This is a genomic window from Pedomonas sp., assembly GCF_036515995.1.
GTDB lineage: Bacteria > Pseudomonadota > Alphaproteobacteria > Sphingomonadales > Sphingomonadaceae > Pedomonas.
In genome coordinates this window covers 1-22814 of record NZ_DATBUP010000008.1, presented here as the reverse complement: position 1 = coordinate 22814, position 22814 = coordinate 1, and the positions used below count along the sequence as shown (strand labels likewise).

The window sequence follows — 22814 nt, the reverse complement described above, 5'->3', positions numbered from 1 at the left end:
ATGCTGGACCGTCGCCAATTCGTTGCATCCACCACCGCCGTTCTGGCCGCAGCCCTGGGCCTGCCGGCGTTTGCGGCAACCGAGGCCGCCACACAGCCGGAAGGCGGCAAGGCGCTGACCGACATGCTGGACGGGTATGTTCAGCGCCTGCTGCGCAACTCGCCGATGTCGATGACGATGCTGGGCCTCGACGTGGGGCCGGCTGCCGCCGCGCGCGGCGAGATGGACGACCGCACGCCCGCGGGGCTGGAGCACACCCGCTCGATCTTTGCCGATCTGGCGCGCGATCTGGCCCGGTATGACCCGGCGACCCTGACCGGGGCGGACTGGATCAACCACCAATCCGCCGCCTACATGGCCTCGACCACGCTGCAGAGCTTCACCTTCCCGTTCGGTGATCCCAACATCGGCACGGCGGTGCCCTATATCGTCTCCCAGCTGTCAGGCTCGGCGCGGAACACGCCCACCTTCCTGACGAACCAGCACCCGATCGAGACGGCGCAGGATGCTGAATATTATCTCGCCCGCCTCTCCGGCTTCGCCGAGGCGCTGGATGTGGAGACGGCCCGCTCCCGCGAGGATTACAAGCGCGGCGCAACGCCGCCGGATTTCGTGCTGAAGACGACGCTGGTGCAGCTCTCCGAATTGCTGGCGGCCGCGCCCGCGGATTCGGATCTGGTCAAGTCCATCGCCGGCCGCACCAAGGCCAAGGGCATCGAGGGAGACTGGCAGGCCCGCGCCACTGCGCTTGTTCAGCGCGAGGTGTACCCGGCGCTTGAACGGCAAGCCGCGCTGATTCGGGAAGCGCTGGCAAGCGCGCCGCCGGAGGCCGGCGTGTGGCGGCTGCCGCAGGGCGAGGAATACTACCGCTTCGCCATTCGCGGCGCGACGACGACCGACATGCCGGCCGAGGACATTCACCGGCTTGGGCTGGAACTGGTGGCCCGCTTCTCCGCCGAGGCCGACAAGATCTTGCGTCAGAAGGGCCTGACGCAGGGCACGGTCGGCCAGAGGATTTCCAGCCTGCGCCGCATGCCGGAGCACCTGTTCCCCAATACGGACGAGGGCCGGGCCGCGCTGATCGCCTATGGCGTTGACCTGAACGAGAAGATGCAGGCCCGCCTGCCCCAGTGGTTCGGCCGGCTGCCCAAGTCTCCGGTGGTGATCGAGCGCATGTCTCCGGCCATCGAGGCGGGCGGGCCGGGCGCGTTCTACCTGCCGCCGGTGGTGGACGCGGGTCGCCCCGGCCAGTTCATCATCAACCTGCGCGATACGGCCAACCAGCCGCGCTTCGACCTGCCGACGCTGATCCACCACGAGGCGCTGCCGGGGCACCACCTGCAAAATGCCCTGATGATGGAAGCAACCGAGCTGCCCCAGCTGCGGCGCCTGCCGCTGTTCGCCGGCTATCTGGAAGGCTGGGGCCTCTATGCCGAGCAGCTGGCGGATGAAATGGGCGTTTACGAGAACGACCCGCTGGGGCGGCTCGGCTATCTTGCCTCCATGCTGTTCCGCGCGGCGCGGCTTGTGGTGGATTCAGGGCTCCACCACAAGCGCTGGACCCGCGAGCAGGCCATTGCCTACATGCGCGAGACGCTGGGCGAGAGCGAGGACAACGCGACGCGCGAAGTGGAGCGCTACTGCGTACAGCCGGGACAGGCGTGCAGCTACATGCTGGGCTGGCAGGTCTGGACCGACACCCGCAGCCGCGCACAGGCGCGGCTGGGCGAGCGGTTCGATATCCGCGCCTTCCATGACCGGGCGCTGCTGGCGGGCAACATGCCGCTGGACGTGCTTGCCCGCGTGATCGACGACTGGACGTAACGGATCAGCCGCGCGGGCGGATGAAGTTCTGCCGCGCGGCGTCCACCTTTTCCCGGAAGGCGCACTCGGGCGCGTGGTCGTTGACCAGACCCATGGCCTGCATCAGCGCATAGATGGTGGTGGGGCCGACGAAGCGCCACCCGCGCTTCTTCAGCGCCTTGGAGAGCGCCACCGATTCCGGCGTCTCGGTGACGATACCGCGCCGGGCATGCTCCCCGGCATCGGGCTCGTAGCGCCAGAAGAAGGCGGCGAGCGATCCGGCCTCCGCGCGCAGCTCGAGCGCGCGGCGGGCATTGTTGATGGTGGACTCGATCTTGGCCCGGTGACGGACGATGCCCGCATTTTCAAGGAGTCGGGCAACGTCTGCCTCATCGAACCGGGCCACGGCCTCGCACTCGAAATTGGCGAAGGCAGCGCGGAAGGCCTCGCGCTTGTTCAGGATGGTCAGCCAGCTGAGGCCGCACTGAAAGCCCTCGAGGCACACCTTCTCGAACAGGGTGCGGTCATCGGCCACTGGCATGCCCCATTCGCTGTCGTGATAATGACGGTAAGCTGGCGTCGACTGGCACCAGGCACAGCGGGCCACGCCATCTGGTCCCGTGAAAACGGACAATGCGGACACGGCTGAAGCTCCTCCCCCTTTTTGACTGCACACTCGTCACGGATGCGCGCATAGTGTCATGTTCCTCTTTTGTTCTCAAGTGACTATGATCGGAACCTGCGGTCATGGTCATTGTTCCTTGAGTATCGGCGGCCGGACCATGCGCGGCCGACCCTTCCCCCAATGCCATGACAGGAGGTGCAACAATGCACGCCCAACAGATGATCAGCAGCCATCCCGACGTGCGCGGCAACACCAACGACGTTCTCATACGCTGCATCGAGGAATGTTACGACTGCGCACAGGTCTGCATTTCCTGCGCGGATGCTTGCCTTGCCGAGCACATGGTGCAGGAGCTGCGCCAGTGCATTCGCCTGAACATGGATTGCGCGGACATTTGCGCCACCACCGGCAAGATCGCCACGCGGCGCACCGGCTCCAACGAGGAGCTGATCCGGCTGATGCTGGACGCCTGCGCCGCCGCCTGCCGCATGTGCGGCATGGAATGCGGCCGCCACGCCGCCCAGCACGACCACTGCGAACTGTGCGCAGAGGCCTGCCGCCGCTGCGAACAGGCGTGCATGGCGGCAATGGAGTCCATCCAGCCCAGCACTCATTGAGCCCAACTCACCCCGAAAACGGGAACCCTGCCCGCTGCGTACGGCTTTCTTGTCTGACAGCGATGCACAGACAGGAGGCCGATATGGCGAACAGACATATTGCGGAAGGTCATGCCGATGAGATGTCGGGCCGTGTCCGGCAGGCATTTGGCACTCTGACCGATGATCAGGAGCTGGAAGAGCACGGCATGCGCCAGCGGCTGGCCGGCCGGGCGCGCCGTGCCTACGGACAGGCCCGCCACGGCGTCGAGGACGCCGCGGACACGATGGGCCGTGCCGTCTCCGACCGGCCGATCCCTGCGGTGATGATCGCGGCGGCCCTGGGGTTCGTCCTCGGCATGATCGCCTTCCGCGATGAGGATCGGGATATGCGCTGGTCGGCCCGCCGGAGAGCGATGTGATCGGGCTTTGATGGGTCAAATCGCCCTTGATGCCAGCCGGGCGGAACAGGCTTTGGCTGGCATCGTTCATTTGCTGCCCGAATGGCAGCTGTTTTTTCCCGCCACTATTATGCAGAAACAGTCAGGAGTGACGTCATGAATCAGGATCGACTGGAAGGAACCCTGAGGACCGGCATGGGCCGCGCGCAGGAAGGCCTTGGTGATGTAGCCGGCAGCGAGCGCCAGCAGTCGCAAGGCACCCGCGAGCAGTTGAAGGGCCGCGCCCAGCAACTGTACGGCGATGCCCGTGATACCATGCGCAATGCGACCGATCAGGTGAGCCGCAACGTTGTCGAGCATCCGGTCCGCTCGTTGCTGATCGCCAGCGCCGTCGGCTGGGCCGCCGCGCTCATCACCGGCCGCCGGCGTCGCCGCCGCGATTACGAAGAGCGCCATTACTGATAGCGCGGCAGCTTGATAATACTGCGGCAAAACAACGGCTCTGTAGCTGGTGTTTTGCCGCTTACTTTTACATTGCGCTTGTTTAGCACAAACCGTGAGGTGTGGCGGCGGCCTGCAAAATCCGCCTGATTTGTGCTGTCTGTTCCTGCCGAGTGAAGCCTGCGCTTACAGTATCGGGCGAGTCGGCAATCCCGCCCTTGTCCTGTTTCTCGTCATATAGCTGCATCAAAAATTGAGCAAGTTCGGCAGGTTCGTCGGAAAAGCAGCCCGCTTTGCGCTCCAAGATAAGGTCCGATGCGACTGTTGGGGTTGTGCCGACACAGACAATTGGACGTCTGGCCCCCAAGTATTCAAAAAGTTTCCCCGAATAGACACCCGTTTGTTGAGCATCGTTCCAGTTTAAAAACACCAGCGCATCAACAGAGCGTTGAGCATCCAGAGATTCCCTGTATGGCACAACACCATGGTAGTGGACGCTATCGCTAATATTGAGCACTTTCGCCTGTTCAACGACATCACCAAGCGACCGCCCATACAAGTGCAGGACGACAGATTTGGCGCTCTGCTTAACGATCGAAATAGCTTCGAGAAGCGGCCGAATATCCTGCTTTCCGCTGTAAATAAATCCGGTATAGGCGAGATGGAGCTTCTCTGCAGAAAAGGTATTCGAGCGCTTATCAGGAAAATCAGGCGGATCAAATCCGTTCGGTACTACATGAACCGGAGCCTTATACTTCCTTCGTATTTTTTCTGCGAGCGGCTCAGAGACAGTAATAAATGCAGAAGCCGTTGAAAGTGTTCTCGTCTCCAGCTTTTCTTCGATACGTCGCCTCCAAGTGGTATATGGATAATTGTGGTTATCCACCCATAGGTCGCGCAGTTCACAGACCCAGGGAATGCCTGTTTCCTGTGAAATGGCAGCAGCCGTTAGGAGTTGCGTGTATGGCGGACCTGACGCAAAAATTATATCTGGCTGAAATTTAGCGACTTCTTTGCGTGCCGCCTCCAACAAGCCTGACTTCCAGCGGGCAATGTTGTCAGGATACCAAGTAAATATTTTATACAAATAGTACAATCGGCGCAAAACACGCGCTTTAAGGCCAGTTTGTTGCGAGAGTGGCACGGAAACTTGTGCGTCCGTTAGCCGACTTGACGCCACGCGAGCTATGCGGTCCAGGTGAGGACACGGGACCCATTGTATCAGACTGGAATCCATCTCAATCGGCAGAGTCTCGGCAAACGGCTTATCCCCAGCCGTCAACACCCTGACTTCATCCCCCCCCTGAACGAGATATTTAGCAGTCTTTGTGCACCGGACAGCGCCGATCTGGTTATGGGGGGCGAAGTGATACGTAAGGAAAAGTACTTTCATTTTTTCGTCCTTACCGAGCCAGACGCTGCTCGCATAAGCAACCCTCCGGCCCAGAATGCAAGCGAGCTACCCGCGATTTATTCGCTTCGATGGCAGATCAGGCATTATGATGAGCATCGAGTATGCAAACTCGACGGCCCATGGCCGCTTATCAGTCCAATAGGTGCAGGTACGAGAAATCCCAGTTACTCCACAGCACTGACTGCCGCCTTCAGGCACTCAATGACGCGATCCTGATCCTGCTCGGTGAGATCAGCACTCATTGGAAGGCTCATGACTCGCGATGCCAAAACGTCCGCGACCGGAGTGCCCTCTTGGGCTGCCCACTGCTTGTAGGCAGGCTGCTGATCAAGCGGCACCGGATAGTGCACCGCCGTCGGAATGCCAGCGGACTGGAAGTGGGCCTGTACTGCTGCTCGATCTGCCAGAAGAACGGTGTACTGAGCATAAACCGACGTACGGTCCGACTTGACGCCGAGCACGGCTACCGGCGCGTTTACATCCTGCAGGCTGATGCCCGGCTCGATCAGAACACTTCCAGGGATGCGACGAAAAATCTCGTCCGTGTAGCGTTGGCCCAGGTGCTTGCGCTGCTCGACTTCCCAGGCGAACCGCGGCCACTTGGCCATGATCACCGCGCATTGGATGGTGTCCATGCGGCCGCCAACCCCAATACGAGTGTGAACGTAGCGCTGCGACTGGCCATGGACGCGAATTTCCTTGGCAGCCGTGGCAATTGCGTCGTCGTTGGTAAACAGCGCACCGCCGTCGCCATAGCAGCCAAGCGGCTTGCTGGGAAAAAAGCTCGTGCATCCGATCTCGGACAAACCGCAGCTCTTGCGTCCTTTGTACTCGGCGCCAAAGCTCTGAGCCGCATCCTCAATAACCGGGATGTTGTGCTTGGCTGCAACTGCGTTGATCTCATCCATGTCTGCGACCTGGCCATACAGGCTGACAGGAATGATCGCCTTTGTCCGCGGGGTAATCTTGGCTTCAAGCGCCGCCGGGTCAATGTTGGCCGTATCGGGCAGGACATCGACGAATACCGGCGTTGCACCAACCAGAGCAATGACCTCTGCCGTGGCAACAAAGGTAAAGGTGGTTGTGATCACTTCGTCACCCGGACCGACACCCAAGGCCATCAGTGCAATTAGGAGAGCTTCCGTGCCGCTAGCGACTGAGATGCAGTGTTTAACCCCCACATAACGGGCAAGTGTTTCCTCGAGTTCAGTTGTCTCCGGCCCCAGGATGTATTGGCCATGGTCAAGCACGCTTGCAATGCGGCGGTCGATTTCTGCACGAATTGCGACTTGCTGGGTCTTCAGATCAATAAACTGCACGGTCTAGCTCTCCTCAGGAGATATGCTGAACGAAGAATTACACTAGCTCACATCCGGAACGGCTCAGATCCAGATTTCTCGGAATTCATATACGATCTTTCTCGATTTGCCAGACTGGCAGGCTAAGGACATACAAAAAATGTCCTCATAAGGCGCAGCATGACCGACGGCATCATCCTCGCTGCTTCAGTGAAACTGACTACTCGCAGCCCTTTGGGATGCTTGAAAAATTGACATTCAACCCGGGACCAATCCGACCCAAGTCAAAGGCACACCAGGTAAGTTTTTACACAGCAACAACGCCAATTGTGACTAAACACTATCCTGATTTGGCTTAACTTTATCCGCTCCAGGGGATTTTACCTTTATCTTTACTAATACCCGCGAGACATCAGACAGCGAAAACAGGCGCATTGCCATCAAAGCTGCAATGAATAGGGCAATGACTGTTAGCTTAAAGAAAAGCAAACCTAGTCCAACAGAGAATTGAGCGTGCAACCACACGCCACCAAGACCCGCTAATATTAACAGTAGAGTTGCAGCTATTAACTGCCGCTTTCGCAGCGGCAGGGGGTAAAGTCTTTGACTCGTCCATATCCACGTGCCGATGAATAACATTGCGGACAGAAGTGTTGCAACGGCTGCACCAAATACACCATAGTACGGTATCAACAACCAGTTAAGGATAATACTTGTGACTGCTGATATTGAAAATATAATTAACTGGTAATGTGTCTTCTTTGCAATCACAATTCCAGGGAAGCAGAACGACATACTACTGAATAGAGCAGAAACTGTAACCAAAAAAACAAGGTCACTTGCTCCGTAATAGACAGGGGGAACAAGAATCATCAAGATTTCTGGGGCAAACAATCCAATACCTAAGCAGCATATAAATGCTACCGTTGAGAATACTTTTACAATCTGAGCAAGATGCTGCGGCGTCCTAGGCTCATTATAATGCACGTATATCAGTGGCGTAAGTGCCGCCTGAAATCCTACAATTAGAATGTTTACAATGCCCGCGATGCGCGCGCTGACTGCGTAGATACTGACGCTCTCTAGATCCGCCAGAGAATTCAGCATGAATCTATTAGAATATATGGTAAAGTAAGTCGCGATTGCAGCTGGAACGAGGGGCATTGAGAATCCCAGCATTGTACGCAGCCATCCAGTATCGAAATGCATTCCATACCGGTGAGGAAGTCTGGACATACTGGCAACGCCCGCTATCGCTGCGGCAGCAATTTGTGACCAGATTATCCCAACCAGGCCTAGCCCTGCAAATTTTCCGAGGCCAATGCCCGCAGCAACTGTTACCACCGCATAGAGTATGCTCACTAGAGCATGATCGCGGCTGAGCAACTCAAAGCGTAATTGCCCTTGGAGTAACTGGAAAATCCCGGTTAACGCGATCGATAACAAGCTAAGGCGGAAAGCAGTTAAGTATTTAATTTCACCTAATAATTGTTGGCACAGCCATTCGGAGCCTAATAGCATCAAACCCAGTGCGGCAATATAAGCACCAACAGTGAACCACAACGCCGTACTGGCAAGTATACGGCGCTGGGCACCCTCAACATCGTTTAGATAACGTGAAAGCGCTTGGTTTACTTGCAGAGGTACAACTAAGTTGGCTATAGCCCCTGCAACGATCAGAATGTCCATCGCGCCATAATCTGCTGGCGCCAGAATTCTGGCATAAACTGGGAGTGTTATTACGGCCAGCCCTCGGGAAAGGGCGGCCGAAAGGCCATAAATCAGCGTATCTTTGAACAGACGTTGTATCATTATTTCTGCTGCTGTGGTTCGGGGCCACACTTGCGCTTCATGTATCGTTCGCCTGTTTCGCAGGTTTATATTTATTACCCGACAACCGAGACCTCACTACCCAAAATCCGGTAGCGTTCGCCGCTTGCAGGGCATACCGCCTCTCCTTCGCCTTCCAGCGGTAGCTCAAGCCGTTCGCCATGCGCGCTCATCCACCCGATCTGGCGGGCAGGTACGCCGGCGACCAGCGCATAAGCCGGAACATCGCGGCTGACAACCGCGCCAGCGGCGACGAAACCATGCTCGCCAACCGTAACGCCGCAGACTATCGTCGCATTTGCGCCGATAGTTGCACCGCGTTTTACAAGAGTACGGCGGTATTCACTCTTCCGGTTGATTGCCGAGCGCGGATTGTAGACGTTCGTGAATACCATCGACGGGCCACAGAATACGTCATCTTCAAGGGTAACAGCGTCATAGATACTGACGTTGTTCTGAACCTTGACGTTGTTTCCAATGACAACATCATTGCCGACAAAAACGTTCTGCCCGAAAGAGCATGCCTCGCCGATCCGGGCGCCTCCGCAGATATGGACCCAGTGCCAAACGCGCGTACCAGCACCAATCTGGGCGCCTTCGTCTACGATGGCGGTTTCGTGAACGGTAACGGTCATGACCTGGCGCCCTTGAGGTTTAGTATTCCAGAGGAAGGCTGACGGCTTGGCCATCGCGCGCCGCCTTATAAGCGGCAATCAGAATTTCAAGCGACCGCAAGCCCTCACGGCCATCAGTTTCGGGCTCTGCTTCACCACGCATGGATTTGATCACATTGTCGTAGTAAAGCGGATGACCGAAGCCATAAACGCTGGTCGTCTCATAATTAGCCTGCTGGACCAACTCGTCCTCAGGCAACTTGTCCTCGAATTCCCAGTGGCGAATCTCGTTGACCGCAACGCCGCCCACCTTGACGGTACCCTTCTCACCCAGAATGGTGATCGAACCTTCCAGGTTACGTGGATAGGTCAGCATGGAGACATTGACCGTGCCGATGGCACCGGAACGCCACTTCACGAGCATCGCGCCAGTGTCTTCCACTTGAATATTGCGCGCCAGAGTGGCTGTCATGGCCTGCACGCTTTCAATGGGGCCGATCAACCAGTCGAGCAGGTCAATATAGTGGCTTGCCTGGTTCATGAAGGCGCCGCCGTCGAATTCCCACGTACCGCGCCATGATGCACTGTCATAGTACGACTGCGGACGGGTCCAGAATACATTGATGGCAACGGAATAGATCCGGCCAAACCGCTTCTGGCTGACAGCCTGCTTCAACAATTGCAGAGTCTGATTGCGTCGGTTCTGCTTCACGACGAACAGATTTACTCCAGCCTTGTCGCAAGCATCGACCATAGCCAGACCATCCTTCCAGCGGGTGGCCATTGGCTTTTCGGTCATGACATGGAAGCCAGCCTCTGCCGCCTCAATAGCCTGTTTAGGATGCAGGCCGCTTGGCGTGGTCAGAATGATAACATCAGGACGCGGAGACGCATTGGCCAGCATGCTGCTATAGTTTGCAAACCCGGCTGCGCCGGTCCGCTCGACCGCGGCCTTGAGTGCATCAGGATTAGTGTCGCAAACTGAGACCAGTTCGGCATTCTCAGCATGCTGTTCGATCGCACCAAAATGGTTTGCAGAGATTCGGCCACATCCGACCAGAGCAAATCGAACTTTACGGTCTGTAACGTACATCAGTTGATCCTAGAATTCTCAGCAATACGAACCGGCCGGAAATAACAACTCGCATGTTGCCTTGTCTAAACTGACCGACTTATTGCGCCCTTCAAGTTAAACCAAAATGATTTTTATAATGCGACCCAAGTGTTGCATGCTCTTCTGTTATGCCCACTTACAATAAGCCAATCTGGCTTTTTACATTGCAGCGCATAGTGATCAAAGGTGCCCGCCCACAAGGATCTAACCGTTAACGTGCTGTTACAGCCAGGAAGTCGGCCTGTCCAGTGGTGAGGCAATGCGGCCGGCCGCAAGACGAGCCGAAGCTGGATAACCGCACACTAGACAAAACAATTTGACGCAAATCGACTATCTTGCGGGGAGCAGAAATCGCCGATCGGACACCCAGCCCAGACATTCTAACTGCTGCAAAACTGATGAGCAGCACCGGGTATGGCGAGCAAGGCCTCGACCGATGGACCATCCGCCGGGCGGCCGAGATAGAAGCCCTGTCCGGTGTCGCACTGGTGGGCGATGAGGAACCGGACCTGCGCTTCGGTCTCGATGCCTTCAGCGACAACGTTCATGCCAAGGCTGCGCCCCAGGCTGATGACGGCCCGAATGATCGCGCCGCCATAAGCGTTGTGTTCGAGATCGCGCACGAAGCTGCGGTCGATCTTGATGGTATCGACCGGGAAGCGCTGCAGGTGAGAGAGCGACGCAAAGCCGGTGCCGAAGTCATCAAGCGCAATGCTGACACCCGCGTTGCTCAGAGTGCGCAGGATGTTGTCCGCCCGGTCTGCCTGATGGCCGAGCAGCACGGATTCCGTCACCTCCAGCTCCAGGTAGCGCGGCGGAACGCCCGCCTCCTGCAACTGGCTGAGCACGCGTTCGGCAAAGTTGTCGCGCAGGAATTCAGCGGCAGACGCGTTGACGGCCACATGGCCGAAGTCAAAGCCCGCATCGAGCCAGGCGCGCATCTGCGCCGCCACCAGCTTGAACATGCGCACGCTGATCGCCTCGGCCAGATCCAGATCCTCGAAGGCAGCGGAAATATGCCCCGGCCCCTGTATGCCACGGCGCGGGTGCCGCCAGCGCAGCAGCGCCTCGAATCCCACGAGCTTGCCGGTGCCAAGCGCGATCTTGGGCTGGTAGTAGGGGATGATGCCGTTGGTGGAGAGCGCCTGCCGGGTCATCTCCAGCATGGAGGAGACGAGCTGGAGTTCCGAACGCATCTCCGCCTCGAACACCACCAGACGGCAACGGCCCTGCGCCTTGGCACGGTAGAGCGCCACATCCGCATTGCGCTGGAGGCTGGCGGCATCGCGCCCGTGCGCGGGATAGACGCAGGCGCCAATGCTGGCGCGACATTCGAGCGGGCGCCCGCCGAAATTCAGCGGCTCGCGCATGCGATCGAGCAGGGACTGGGCCAGATCCAGCATCTGGGTTTCACTGCTGAGGCCCGGCATGATCAGAGCGAACTCGTCACCCCCCAGGCGTGCCAGCGTATCCCCATCCCGACGGACCTGATTCAGCCGGTCGACAAACGTGCGCAGCAGAAAGTCTCCCGCCTCGTGCCCCAAGGTGTCGTTGGTCTGCTTCAGCTTATCCAGATCAAACAGCAGCAGGCCGACCTGGGACTGATCCCGCTCGGCCAGGACGACGGCCTCGTTCAGCCGCTTGACGAAGAGGCGGCGATTGGCGAGCCCGGTGAGGGGGTCGTGCTCGGCGGCCCAGAGGATGCGCTCTTCGGAGTGCTTCTCGTCGGTGACGTCGCGCGTGGTGATGACCACCCGCCCGATCTTGCCCGTGGCCTCGGCACCGGCGTCAGGTGAGGACCACACGCACACCTCCAGCCACCGCGGCTCTCCCGTGTCGAGCCGGCGGATGGGGACGATGTATGGCCCCTTGATCTTGAACGCAGCCGGCGTCTTTTGCCTGAACCATTTGCGAGCCTCCTGCCGCGCCTCCCCTTCAAGCACCTTCAGCACCAGACGCATGGTGGGCACGGCGTGCTGGGGAGCGCCCAGCATGGTGCGCAGTTCGTCCGACCAGTTGAACCGCCCGGTCAGGGGGCTGTAATCCGCCACGCCGAGACGGGCCGCACGGGTTGCCAGCCTGAACCGCTCCTCGCTGTTGACGAGTGCGGCCTTGGCATCCTGCAGCGCCGTGATGTCATGCATGAACATGGCGAAGGATGCGTACCTGTCAGCGCTGTCCCGCACAAAGAAGATGTTGGCCATGCACCAGAGGACGGAGCCGTCCGGGTGAAGCCAGCGCAACTCGGTCGAGAAGCCCTCCCCCGATTCCTTGTGGGCATTGAAGCGGTCTTGCAGCACCGCCCAGTCATCCGGATGGACCATGCCTTCGAAAGGGCGGCGGGAAAGCTCTTCCGCACTGCGGCCGGTCAGGGCGCAGAAATGCTGGTTGACCGAGATCACCCGGCCTTCGAAGTCCTGATGGATGACGCCGACCATCGTCTGGTTGGCGATGGCGTCAATGCAACGAAGCTTCTCTTCCAGCCGGCTGCGCAGGGCGTGCTCTCGCCCGCGCGCTGCCATGAGCGCCAGAGCCTGTTCCGCCAGACCACCAAGCAGACGCATCTGGAGGGCGGTGGCCGGCTCCGCACGGGGTTGGGGATCGAACCCGGCAACGAAGCCGAACACTTCGCCATTCGCCGCGACCAGCGGCACGGCTGCAACGAAGCGCAGCATGGGCCCGGCCAGAACCAGCGGGTGATTACAGAACTGCCGGTCTGCCCGCATGTCAGGCAGGGAGAGCGGCCCTTCCTGACCCAGGCGGGGCATGAGGAGCGAGGCAGACAGCGGTATGCCGGTATACGCGAAGCCGACCTCGGCCACGAACCTGAGACGCTCGCCATCCGCCACGGCCAGAACCGCCAGTGGAACCCCCAGAATATCCGCCGCCATGCGGGGAATGGCGGAGAAGCCATCAGGGCCGGCAGCGTCCGCCTTCGCCGCCACGGTATCAAGACATTCAGCAGACACGACCGACGCAGACATCAGGGCATTCGCCATAGGTTCATCCGGTCTCATACGCAGAAGACGTACGGGACAATAAAGAAATCGGATCGTCGTGGAGTGGAAGCAGACCGCCCGTCAAAAGGCCCCGCCGCGGGCAACCGCTGCTGGGCGCTGCCGGGTTCTGCCCCTTGCACTGCATGGCGCACCGCCGTGCCATCAGCGCTGCCGCACTCCTCCGCCGTTGCGCTCCTGCACAGATCATGAAGAGACGTGAGTCAGGATTACAGCGGGAGGATTAACCATTTTCGCCATCATTGCCTAGAGCATTCGCGGCGAACACCCCTGCGCCAAGAAGCCCCACCTGACGTTCGGTGACGACAAGAGTGGGAACCTTCTGCAGGGCAGCGGCGAAACGGCCCTTGTTCTCGAACCCCTTGCGGAAAAGGCCATCCTGAAGAGCGGGCAGAAGCAGGTTGGACAATCGGCCGACCAGATAAGCGCCGTCCCAGGCGCCGAACGCCAGAACGATATCACCTGCGATGCTGCCGTATATGGAGCAGAACAACCGGAGCGTGCGCGACTCGGGCCCCTCCGGCGCGGCTGCGCTTGCTGCCGTGATGGCCTCCGGCGTCAGCCTGGGCGCTGCCGCGCCCTCGATCACGCAGAGGGCATCGTGCAGTGCCGCCAGCCCGGGTCCGGAAATCAGCCGCTCGTTCGAGACACGGCCGTGCCGTGCCAGCAGGACCCGCATGACCTCAAGCTCCAGATCATCGGACGGCGAAAAGCCGATATGCCCGGCTTCGGAGGGCAGAATGAGCGGCTGCCCGCCCCGCGTTGTCAGCAGGCAGACGCCAAGCCCGGTGCCGGGTCCCAGCACCGCATGGGTAGGGGTAGCGGAGGTATTGGTGATGCCGGGATGCGCCGGGCCGACGGCCGCAAGCCCTTCGGCCGGCAAGCGCGGGACAGCGTGGCCGATCGCCTGAAAATCGTTGATGACGGTGAGTTTCTGCAGCCCGAAGGTGCGGCGGATATCCGTGATGGAAAAGGACCACGGACTGTTGGTGAGCTTGACTTCATCCCCAAGAATTGCCGTGGCAACAGCAAACACTGCCTGTTGGGCGCGCGCTGCATCTGGCCCCGCATCTTCCCGGTAACGACGCAGGGCATCACTGAAGGCAGGGAAGTCGGCCGCCTTGTAGCGGCGCACATCAGTGAGCTGGGGCACCAGCCCCGAGGCACCGGGCGAGGAAATGTGTGCCAGCGCAAACCGGGCGTTGGTGCCGCCGATGTCTGCAACGAGAACGGGGGAAGACACAGGCACAGCGCGGGAAGCCTCCGCAAGCAGTTGCAACCAGTTGCCTTTCCATATGGCGCGGAACGGCGCGAGGCAAAGGCCGCCTCTGTCCCCTTCCCCGCCCGCGGGTGTGTGACATCAGGTCAGGAACGTGCGCAAAAGGGCGTTGAACCGCTCTGCCTGCTCGATATTCGAGAGATGGGCTGACGGCAGAATTTCCAGCCTGCTGCCGGAAATGGCCGCGTGCAGCTCCTCGGCGCAAGACACCGGCGTTGCGGGATCTTCGCTGCCGCCGAGAACGAGCGTCGGTACGGTAATCTGCCGGAGGCTCTCCCGCTGATCCATCACCGCGATGGCGGCGGCGCAGGAGGCATACCCTAGCGGGTCATTGGCCAGGATGATCTGCCGGATGGCGTTCACCGTCTCTGGCCTGTGCGCGCGAAAGGCAGGCGTGAACCAACGCTCGAGCGCGGCGTCCGCAATGGTGGGCATGCCCTGCTGAAGTGCAGTTTCGATACGGACGATCCACGCCTCCGGCGGGCCCATGTAGGCCGTCGTGTTGGCAAGCACGAGCCGGTTCAGCCGCTCCGGCGCATTGACGCCCAGCCACTGGCCGACAAAGCCGCCCATGGAGAGGCCGCAGAACGCAACCTGCTGGCGACCGAGCGCATCGAGCAGGCCGAGCACATCCCGCCCCAGCCGTTCGATGGTATAGGGTCCGGGCGTGACGTCTGACGCGCCGTGTCCGCGGCTGTCATAGCGCAGGACGCGGAACTGATCGGTGAGACTGTCGGCCTGCGGCTGCCACATGGCGGACGACGCCCCGAGCGCATGGGCGAGCACGACGACCGGCGCGGCCTCAGGCCCCTCCATGCGCCACGCAAGGCGGCATCCATCCTCCAGAGTGACGTGGTTCATCTCGGCCCCACTCTCGCTTCCGGCCAGGCGCAATTGCTGTCCGCTGACTTTTCGCGCCTGCTGTTTCAGTGAGAAGATAGGGCGAGCAAAGCCCACGGGGAAGTGATCAGCCGTGCACCAGCAACCGCTCGACGATATGTCGCGCAGCCTGCCCATCACCGAATGGATTTCTCGCCTGTGCCATGGCCTTATAGGCTTGCGCATCATCCAGCAATTTGGTGACAGCGGCTTTCAAACCTTCGCTCGACGTGCCGACAAGGCGCGCGGTGCCCGCCTCAATCGCCTCGGGCCTTTCGGTCGTGTCCCGCGTGACCAGAACCGGCTTGCCGAGACCGGGCGCTTCTTCCTGGATACCGCCGGAATCAGTAACGATGAGGTACGATCGGCGCATCAGATAGACAAACGGCAGGTAATCCTGCGGCTCAATGAGGTGCACAGCATTGCAGCCCGCAAGTACCGTGCGCGTCACCTGCTGTACATTCGGGTTCAGATGGACAGGATAAACGAACTCCACATCTTCCCTCTCCCGGCTGATGTCCGCAAGAGCCTGGCATACTCGCTCAAGACCACCATCAAGATTCTCGCGGCGGTGCCCGGTGACGAGCACCAGCCGCTTTGAAGGGTCAAGGAAACTGAACCGAGCGGCCAGCTGAGTTTGCAGGTTAGCATCCTTTTCTAGCTGGTTCGCAACAAGCTGCAGCGCGTCGATGACTGTATTGCCAGTGACAAAAAGGTTATTTTCATTAACCCCTTCTCGACGCAGGTTATCGCCTGCCTTCTGGGTCGGCGGAAAATGCAGCGTGGCCAGCGGCGCGACCAGCCTGCGATTGGCCTCCTCCGGCCACGGCGAATAAAGATTACCCGTACGCAGCCCCGCCTCCACGTGAGCCACCCGGCACTTCTTATAAAAGCCGGCCAGAGCCCCTGCAAAAGCCGTGGTCGTATCCCCTTGGACAATAACCCAATCGGGGCGGAAGTTGTCAATTGCCTCCCCAACTCCCTGCAGGACGGCGCTAGTCATGTAGGCGAGGTCCTGCCCCGGCTTCATGATATTGAGATCAAACGCGGGCTGAATGTCAAACAGTGACAGAACAGAATCAAGCATTTCCCGGTGCTGGCCGGTCACGCAAGCAGCATGGGTGACTTCGGGAGCAGCCTCCAGCGCCTTGACCACCGCAACCATCTTAATCGCTTCAGGACGAGTACCGAAAACTGTAAGGACGCGCATAATTTTTTCCGCAGTTCAAATTCTATTATAACTGTGAGCGATTATTACCGTATCAGTGCCTGCATAGCACCAGGGAAAACCTACTTTTTTTATTATCACTGGAGTCTCAGATGCTATTATAGCAGACGAATTCTGTCTCCAAGAGTGGCCAACGGGGCAATTTTCTGCTAGCTCCATAAGCCTACCTAATTTGACGGCCGCGCACAGCCTTTGCCCGCTTTCGCTGGCATATTTTTGTTTCGTGCAGCAGCCTGATACGCTATCCGCTTCCAATCCGACCTGGGTTCTAAGGTCTTTTAGTTGCAGCTTCCGGAGAGCGAGATGAGCGGCAAAAGCCAAGTAAGTACAGAGTTCGGCCCTCCCTTGTACTTGGCTGAGATTTTTTACGACGTCTTGAGACAACGTGTACTCATATTAGCCATTACGGCACTCTGCCTTCTGATTGGTTCCGTTCACAGTTACACAGCTGACCGTCTCTACACGGCCAAAACCACGCTCATACCTGTCAATGATCGCCAAGAACAGCCTACTGTTAATGGAGCTATTTCCTCAGCAATATCTGGCTTTGGGGGCCTTCTTGGAAAAGGACAAAATGCAGGTAACGCCGAGATTGCCCTTGAACTAGCCAAGACCCGAGAATTTGTCCGGCTGATCCTGGAAAAGCACCCAAAATTCAATCACTATATTTTACCGACGTGTTCTATGAAAGCCAGCGATAACACAGTACGCGCCTGTGCTGTCGGCGATCTTTGGCATGCAACTAATAAGTGGAAAAATCAGATCTTCTCCGCTGGCAGTCAGCCAGAGGTTGGAATTTACTGGATTGAGGTAGAACTCCCGGATCCTGATCTTGCCGCCGTGGTAGCCAACTCTGTCGTCTCGATGATGGATCAAAAATTGCGCGTCATGAGCTTAGAAAAGACCTCATCTAACATAAAGTATTTGTCCGCACAACTTCAGAACACTGCTAACTCCGATGTGAGGCATACGATTACTGTACTGCTTCAACGGCAGATAGAAGATCAAATGCTCGCCTCGAATCAGACAGCATATGTATTTCAGGTTCTGGAATCTGCAGTTGCTCCCGCAGCCCCGTCATCGCCCAAGGTGCTGATGATTATGATCGGCTCTGGCGTGATTGGCATTTTTCTTGGCATCATCGTGGCCTTGATCCGCTCATCTAGACGAGCAATCCGTGGAAAACTGTTACCCGTATTCGGAGCCCTAGAGTAATTACTGTGAATACCCTTGCAACAACGGGTGGCGTCATCACCCACTCACGACATACAGCTGGAATCACAGCGTTGCTTGAGTGGGTCGTATTTGCACTGTTTTTACTCACGCCGCTGGCCGATATCAGCGTGGGCGCACTCGCCATGGCGGCTGGACTCTCGACCGGCTATGATAGCGAGCAAAAGTTGGTCACTTTGTTGCCTGGCATGGCCTTTCGCGGCATTCTGCTATTATTTTTAGTTTACCTTCTTTGGAAGCGGCAGAAATTTGCGGTATTAATAGGGGGGGGCGTCATTACTTTGGTCTTTGCGCTGAGCGAAGCCATTGCCATGATACAACATCAAAGCCTTGGAGAGTTCATTTACGGTGGCACCTATGTGTTCAAACTCGTTCTGATTTTCGTCGTATTTTTCTATATTGCCACTGCAGACGTCCAAGCTCCGTTACTGAGAAACGGTGCGCGCGTTATTCGCTTCAGCTTTGCTGCTTATGCTTTCGCGATTGCGATTGGTCATCTGACCGGTTTTGAGTACGTAACCTATGGTGGATTGGGGTCCTCGGGACTGATGATCCAAGGATCCGCTAACAGCATTAGCTTGATCATGCTTGTTGGAAGCGGCTTCATTGCCGATGCAATTGCTCGAAGTGAGAATGCCAAACAACGCCTATGGTGGTCTCTGGTTCTGGCCAGTGGCTTTTACAGTGCGGCACTTTTGCTAACTAAAGGTGCAATGCTGGGGGTGCTCCTCCCGACCGCGGCCTATGCTGCGCGCGCCTTGCTGAACGGACGCAGCCCGTTGCCATGGTTATTCGGCATGATTGGCCTGCTCGCGGCTAGTGTACTAATACTTGTAATAGATTGGAATGAAGTCCGAATTGTTAAGCGCTTTCTTGATGTCATTGAATATCACGGCGGCGACGTCGTATCGGCACTTTTCAGCGGCCGTCTCGATTTCTTCGTGCACGGTTGGTCGGCTTTTAGCGAAATTTATCGGCCCTATGAATGGTTGATCGGCGCGGGCGCGGCTGGCGCACGAGATGCTGTAGGCCTGTTTTCCGGTGTTACTCAAGGTGTCGAAAGTGATTTTTTCGATATTGGTCTTGTTTACGGACTGCTCGGCTTCAGCATTACGGTTATCCTATGGCTTTGTGTCATAAAGCGCGCCTTATCAGTTTCATTTCGACCTGCATCAGCCATAACGCATGTCCTGGCTTTCGATATTTTTCTTCTCACGGGGCTGACTATTGTTGCAGGCCACGTCCTGACAAGTGGTCTTGGCGGCGCGATTTTGGGTCTCGGCATTGGCCTTCTGTTCCGCCAGCCTGCTTTGCCTCCGGAGCATAGCACTACTTTGGCAAAGGTCGGGAACTGACATCAGCTGGGTGAGTTTGAGCGGTCATGGGGGCAATGGAGGTTCTCATGGCACAGGATGGCTTTGAGTGGCAGAAGAACTGCAGGTGTGGCTGGCACCGTTTCTGAAGCGGCTCCTCTATCCGGCCCAACAGCGGATGTGCCCGCTTTACGTGACCGGCCTGATCGCCCCAGGCGAGCGCAAGAGCATTGTCAATGCCGAAGTAATTTTACCCGGATCGGGGCTCTCCCGCAATCTCGGTGCAACTCAGTTGCCTGTAACCCGGGCAGGCAGCAAGTCGAGACCAGCGCGGCCTTACATGGATCGTTTGATAAGTTTGAGCTTATTGATCTTGCCTTCGACCGGTCCGCTGCTCCAGGGCATGGTGAGTGCAGCACGAACCGCATCGATATCGCGGAGAAGGCCCCGCGCAAGGGACGCCAGCGGGCTGGTGAGTGTTTCTTCCAGCCAGCTCACCAGCGCACCACTGTCTCGGAATTGGATCATGGCCTGGAAGCGGCGCGCCAGACCTGTCGCCCGCGCGATGTCCGGCGATGCCTTGCAAAGCGCCTCGACGAAGGTTCGATCTGGCTGCGCAAGCGTGCATCGGTCCGCCGTCAGAAGCCGCGCTGCCTGACGGGGCGATGGCGGTCGCCAGGGTTGGTTCATGGGAACTGCTTCCAGACTCGGAGCAGGCGGCGCATCCTGGCGTAACCTGACCTTCACCCAGTGGCGGAAGGACTTAACGTTCCCTCAGTACCCCTGTTCGCTTACCTCACGGTAGAGTTGGGCCGCGTTCCGGCATCCTTGCGCCCAGCGTTGGCACAAATAGTCTTCGAAGGGCTCGATCGTGCTGGGCTTATACCTCTTTTGTACCCATGAGCCTGGAGCCTTGTTCCTCTGCCATTTTCGAATGGTCTTGAGAGCAGGCCCCAGCTCGCGCTGGATCGCCAGTTGGCTCCAGCCCAGGCGGGTCAGTTCCATGACCTGATCGAAGATCGATCGGCGGTGATGTTGCCGCTCGGTCTGACGGCGTGCCGCCTTGTTCCTTGGCCGCGGTGTGTCACTGGGCGTGTAATTCTCCGCAGAAGTGGGCTCTCCCGCACTTTCGGTGCAATTCAACTGCCCATGACCCGGACGCGCAAGAGATCGAGGCCGGCGCGGCCATACATGGACCGCTTGATAAGTTTGAGCTTGTGGATCTTGCCTTCGACCGGACCGCTGCTCCAGGGCAGGCTCAATGCGGCACGAACGGCGTCGACATCGCGCAGTAGGCCTCGAGCGAGGGATGCCGGCGGGCTCATGAGCGTGTCCTCCAGCCATCCGGCCAGGGCATCGCTGTCCCGGGTCTGGATCATGGCCTGGAAGCGGCGCGCCAGACCGGCCGCCCTGGTGATCTCCGGCGATGCTGTGCACAGGGCCTGGACGAATTCCCGGTCTGGCTGCGCGAGCATATCCCGCTCCTTCGTCACAAGCCGGGCGGCTTGCCGGGGCGTCGCCGGCCGCGAGGTCGGAGCGGGCGTGCCCTCGCGCAGTCTGACCTTCACCCAGCAGCGGAAGGCCTTGGCATTCCCTTGGTATCCTTGTCCGCATATCTCGCGGTAGAGTTGGGTCGCGTTCCGGCATCCCTGTGCCCACCGCTGACGCAGATACTCCTCGAAGGGCTCCACCGCATCAGGCTTGAAGACCGTGCGCTCCCAGGACCCGGGCGCCTTGTCTCTCTGCCATTTCCGGATGGTTTTAAGATCGGTCCCCAGTTCCCGTTTGATCGCCAACTGGCTCCAGCCCAGGCGGCTCAACTCCATCACCCGATCGAACAGGGCTCTGCGTCTATGCCGCCGCTCCGTCTGCAGGCGCGCAGCCTTGCTGGCACGATACGCCCCTGACGGGCTTTCCCGACAGGGCATGTTCTGATCAGCCAGGGATTTGCCAATCTCCCGAACCACGCGGTGGCCGCGCTCCAGGACATCCAGAAGCGCCTCGGAGCAGTTACGCAGCAGATGCCAGCGATCGGCGACCTGCTGAGCCTCCGGGGCTCCTTCTCGGGCCCCAAGTGCATAGGCTCCGGCACGATCCCGCGCGATGACCTTGACCCCGGCATGTTCGGTCAGCCACCGGGCAAGCGTTGCAGCCTCGCGGTCGGCCAACAGATCGATGATCTCGTTGGTCTCAAGGTCGACCAAAATTGTCCCGTAGCGCTGCCCCTTGCGCCATGCCCAGTCGTCCACACCGAGAACACGCGGCGTGGAACAGGACGGCCGGTCTGGCGTGCGCACCACACGAAGAAGGGTGTCGGCGCTGGCCGGCATGCCCAGCCTGTCCAGGAGCCGGGCCCCGGCCTCGCCTCCCAGGCCCAGGCCGACCCAGCGCAGAACGTTAGAGAGCCGCCGCAATCGGCGGCCATAAGGTTCCACGACGTCGCTGGCCGTCTCAGCAAAGATCTGTCGTGCGCATAAGGAGTTGTCGCACCGCAAGCGGCGCACGCGCAGGTGTATCCTCACCCGATGGCCCTGCCATGGCAAATCCGCCATTCGCCGCTCATAATGGCTGTGCAGTCTGTTTGATGCCTGGCCGCAGCATGAGCAGTTCGCCGCTCCCGTTCGGGGCCGGCAACGGATAACGATCCCGACCATCGCTTGCTCAACATTCTCAACCACCAACGACGGAGGGATAAAAGGCAGGACGCGTTTGGGCATGGCTCGACACTGGCTCCCTGACGTTCAGGCAGCAAATGATAATGGGCGCCTTCAGGTTGCACCGAGATTGCGGGAGAGCCCCGATCCGGGTAAAATTACTTCGGCATTGACAGGCAGTGGCCAAAGTCGTTGGCATTGCAGCCTCGTCGGTCGTGAAGATCTGGCACGATCACGGGCTTGCGCCGCATCGGTGGCGCAGCTTCAAGCTGTCCAATGACAAGGCCTTCGCCCAGAAGCTTCACGATGTCATCGGGCTTTATGTCTCGCCGCCTGCCCACGCCATCGTGCTGTCCGTGGATGAGAAGAGCCAGATCCAGGCCCTGCATCGCACCCAGCCGGGTTTGCCGTTGAAGCGCGGCCGCGGAGCGACCATGACGCACGATTACAAGCGCAACGGGACCACGACCCTGTTTGCCGCACTCAATGTCCTGGATGGCTCCGTCATCGGCCGAAACATGCAGCGACATTGGCATCAGGAGTTCATTCGCTTCCTGAACGCCATCGAAGCTGAGATGCCCGCAGACAAGGCCATCCACGTCATCCTCGATAATTACGCGACACACAAGCAACCCAAGGTCCGCGCCTGGCTGGCAGGCATCCACGCTGGACCTTCCACTTCGTGCCCACATCCTCCTCATGGCTGAATGCCGTCGGGGGCTTCTTCGGCAAGCTCACCCGGCGGCGCCTGAAAAACGGCGTCTTACTTTCCGTTGTCGATCTGCAGGCCGCCATCAACCGCTTCGTCAAGGAACACAATCAGGATCCACGCCCCTTCATCTGGAGAGCCGGCCCAGACGAGATCATCGCAGCAGTGCGCCGCGGGCACCAAACGTTGGAATCAATCCACTAGCGGGTATCCGTAAGCGTGGTTTGGAGCTTTCAATTACCCACATCTTTGATAGCGAGATTATAGCCCACCGACATATCCAGGAGGCGCCGCCACCCTCTCCACATCACGATATTTCCGGGAGGGGGATCATGACTTCGCGCCAAGTATCCGCCGAGCTTCGCA

The 22814-nt window shown here is 59.0% G+C and carries 18 protein-coding genes and 1 pseudogene; 7 read left to right on the top strand and 12 right to left on the bottom strand.

The window, feature by feature from the left end; all coding sequences use genetic code 11:
* Window positions 1-1824 carry a DUF885 domain-containing protein gene (locus VIG90_RS00625; RefSeq protein WP_331591423.1) on the top strand — a complete coding sequence of 608 codons (1824 nt, stop codon included), beginning with the start codon at window positions 1-3 and terminating at the stop codon, window positions 1822-1824.
* A gap of 4 nt (window positions 1825-1828) precedes the next feature.
* Here the strand turns inward: VIG90_RS00625 and VIG90_RS00620 are convergent, their stop codons facing one another.
* Window positions 1829-2446 (bottom strand): DNA-3-methyladenine glycosylase I, encoded by a 618-nt coding sequence (locus tag VIG90_RS00620; protein ID WP_414695454.1) that lies wholly within the window; start codon window positions 2444-2446, stop codon window positions 1829-1831.
* A 185-nt stretch (window positions 2447-2631) separates the two neighbouring features.
* On the opposite strand from VIG90_RS00620, the gene VIG90_RS00615 reads away from it, so the two are divergent.
* The 3 genes from VIG90_RS00615 (at window position 2632) to VIG90_RS00605 (ending at window position 3887) form a co-directional block, all read left to right on the top strand.
* On the top strand, window positions 2632-3045 hold the full coding sequence (locus VIG90_RS00615; protein ID WP_331591422.1) for a four-helix bundle copper-binding protein: 414 nt from the start codon (window positions 2632-2634) through the stop codon (window positions 3043-3045).
* Window positions 3046-3128: 83 nt separating this feature from the next.
* Window positions 3129-3446, top strand: coding sequence for a CsbD family protein (locus VIG90_RS00610; RefSeq protein ID WP_331591420.1), 318 nt, complete (start codon window positions 3129-3131; stop codon window positions 3444-3446).
* 135 nt (window positions 3447-3581) lie between these two features.
* On the top strand, window positions 3582-3887 hold the full coding sequence (locus VIG90_RS00605) for a CsbD family protein (RefSeq protein WP_331591419.1): 306 nt from the start codon (window positions 3582-3584) through the stop codon (window positions 3885-3887).
* 82 nt (window positions 3888-3969) lie between these two features.
* On the opposite strand, the gene VIG90_RS00600 is transcribed toward VIG90_RS00605, so the two are convergent.
* The 9 genes from VIG90_RS00600 to wecB form a co-directional block, all read right to left on the bottom strand.
* On the bottom strand, window positions 3970-5259 hold the full coding sequence (locus tag VIG90_RS00600; protein WP_331591418.1) for a glycosyltransferase family 4 protein: 1290 nt from the start codon (window positions 5257-5259) through the stop codon (window positions 3970-3972).
* A 185-nt stretch (window positions 5260-5444) separates the two neighbouring features.
* A complete protein-coding gene (locus VIG90_RS00595) occupies window positions 5445-6599 on the bottom strand; it encodes a DegT/DnrJ/EryC1/StrS family aminotransferase (protein ID WP_331591417.1) in 1155 nt (384 codons plus the stop codon).
* 312 nt (window positions 6600-6911) lie between these two features.
* A complete protein-coding gene (locus VIG90_RS00590) occupies window positions 6912-8390 on the bottom strand; it encodes a lipopolysaccharide biosynthesis protein (RefSeq protein ID WP_331591416.1) in 1479 nt (492 codons plus the stop codon).
* A 74-nt stretch (window positions 8391-8464) separates the two neighbouring features.
* Window positions 8465-9043, bottom strand: a complete 579-nt coding sequence (locus VIG90_RS00585; RefSeq protein ID WP_331591415.1) for an N-acetyltransferase — start codon at window positions 9041-9043, stop codon at window positions 8465-8467.
* Window positions 9044-9062: 19 nt separating this feature from the next.
* Complete coding sequence (locus VIG90_RS00580; protein WP_331591414.1) at window positions 9063-10115, bottom strand: Gfo/Idh/MocA family oxidoreductase; 1053 nt, start codon at window positions 10113-10115, stop codon at window positions 9063-9065.
* Between the two features lie 401 nt (window positions 10116-10516).
* Entirely contained in the window at window positions 10517-13135 is a 2619-nt protein-coding gene (locus VIG90_RS00575) for a sensor domain-containing phosphodiesterase (protein ID WP_331591413.1), read from the bottom strand.
* Window positions 13136-13376: 241 nt separating this feature from the next.
* Window positions 13377-14432: a glucokinase gene (gene glk, locus VIG90_RS00570; protein ID WP_331591412.1), complete on the bottom strand. Its 1056-nt coding sequence runs from the start codon at window positions 14430-14432 to the stop codon at window positions 13377-13379.
* A gap of 81 nt (window positions 14433-14513) precedes the next feature.
* Complete coding sequence (pcaD, locus tag VIG90_RS00565) at window positions 14514-15293, bottom strand: 3-oxoadipate enol-lactonase (protein WP_331591411.1); 780 nt, start codon at window positions 15291-15293, stop codon at window positions 14514-14516.
* Window positions 15294-15399: 106 nt separating this feature from the next.
* Window positions 15400-16521, bottom strand: coding sequence for a non-hydrolyzing UDP-N-acetylglucosamine 2-epimerase (gene wecB, locus VIG90_RS00560; RefSeq protein WP_331591410.1), 1122 nt, complete (start codon window positions 16519-16521; stop codon window positions 15400-15402).
* 321 nt (window positions 16522-16842) lie between these two features.
* Here wecB and VIG90_RS00555 point away from each other — a divergent pair, with 321 nt between their 5' ends.
* Together VIG90_RS00555 and VIG90_RS00550 are read left to right on the top strand one after the other, a co-directional pair.
* Window positions 16843-17754, top strand: a complete 912-nt coding sequence (locus tag VIG90_RS00555; protein WP_331591409.1) for a GNVR domain-containing protein — start codon at window positions 16843-16845, stop codon at window positions 17752-17754.
* Between the two features lie 5 nt (window positions 17755-17759).
* Window positions 17760-19127: a hypothetical protein gene (locus tag VIG90_RS00550; protein ID WP_331591407.1), complete on the top strand. Its 1368-nt coding sequence runs from the start codon at window positions 17760-17762 to the stop codon at window positions 19125-19127.
* A gap of 294 nt (window positions 19128-19421) precedes the next feature.
* Here VIG90_RS00550 and VIG90_RS00545 read toward each other — a convergent pair whose 3' ends face one another.
* Both VIG90_RS00545 and VIG90_RS00540 read right to left on the bottom strand, forming a co-directional pair.
* Entirely contained in the window at window positions 19422-19775 is a 354-nt protein-coding gene (locus tag VIG90_RS00545) for a transposase (protein WP_331591406.1), read from the bottom strand.
* A gap of 449 nt (window positions 19776-20224) precedes the next feature.
* Entirely contained in the window at window positions 20225-21739 is a 1515-nt protein-coding gene (locus tag VIG90_RS00540) for an ISL3 family transposase (RefSeq protein ID WP_331591432.1), read from the bottom strand.
* A 173-nt stretch (window positions 21740-21912) separates the two neighbouring features.
* Between VIG90_RS00540 and VIG90_RS00535 the strand changes: the two are divergent.
* Window positions 21913-22652: pseudogene (locus tag VIG90_RS00535) on the top strand (IS630 family transposase); the annotation flags it as partial.
* Between the last annotated feature and the right edge of the window lie 162 nt (window positions 22653-22814).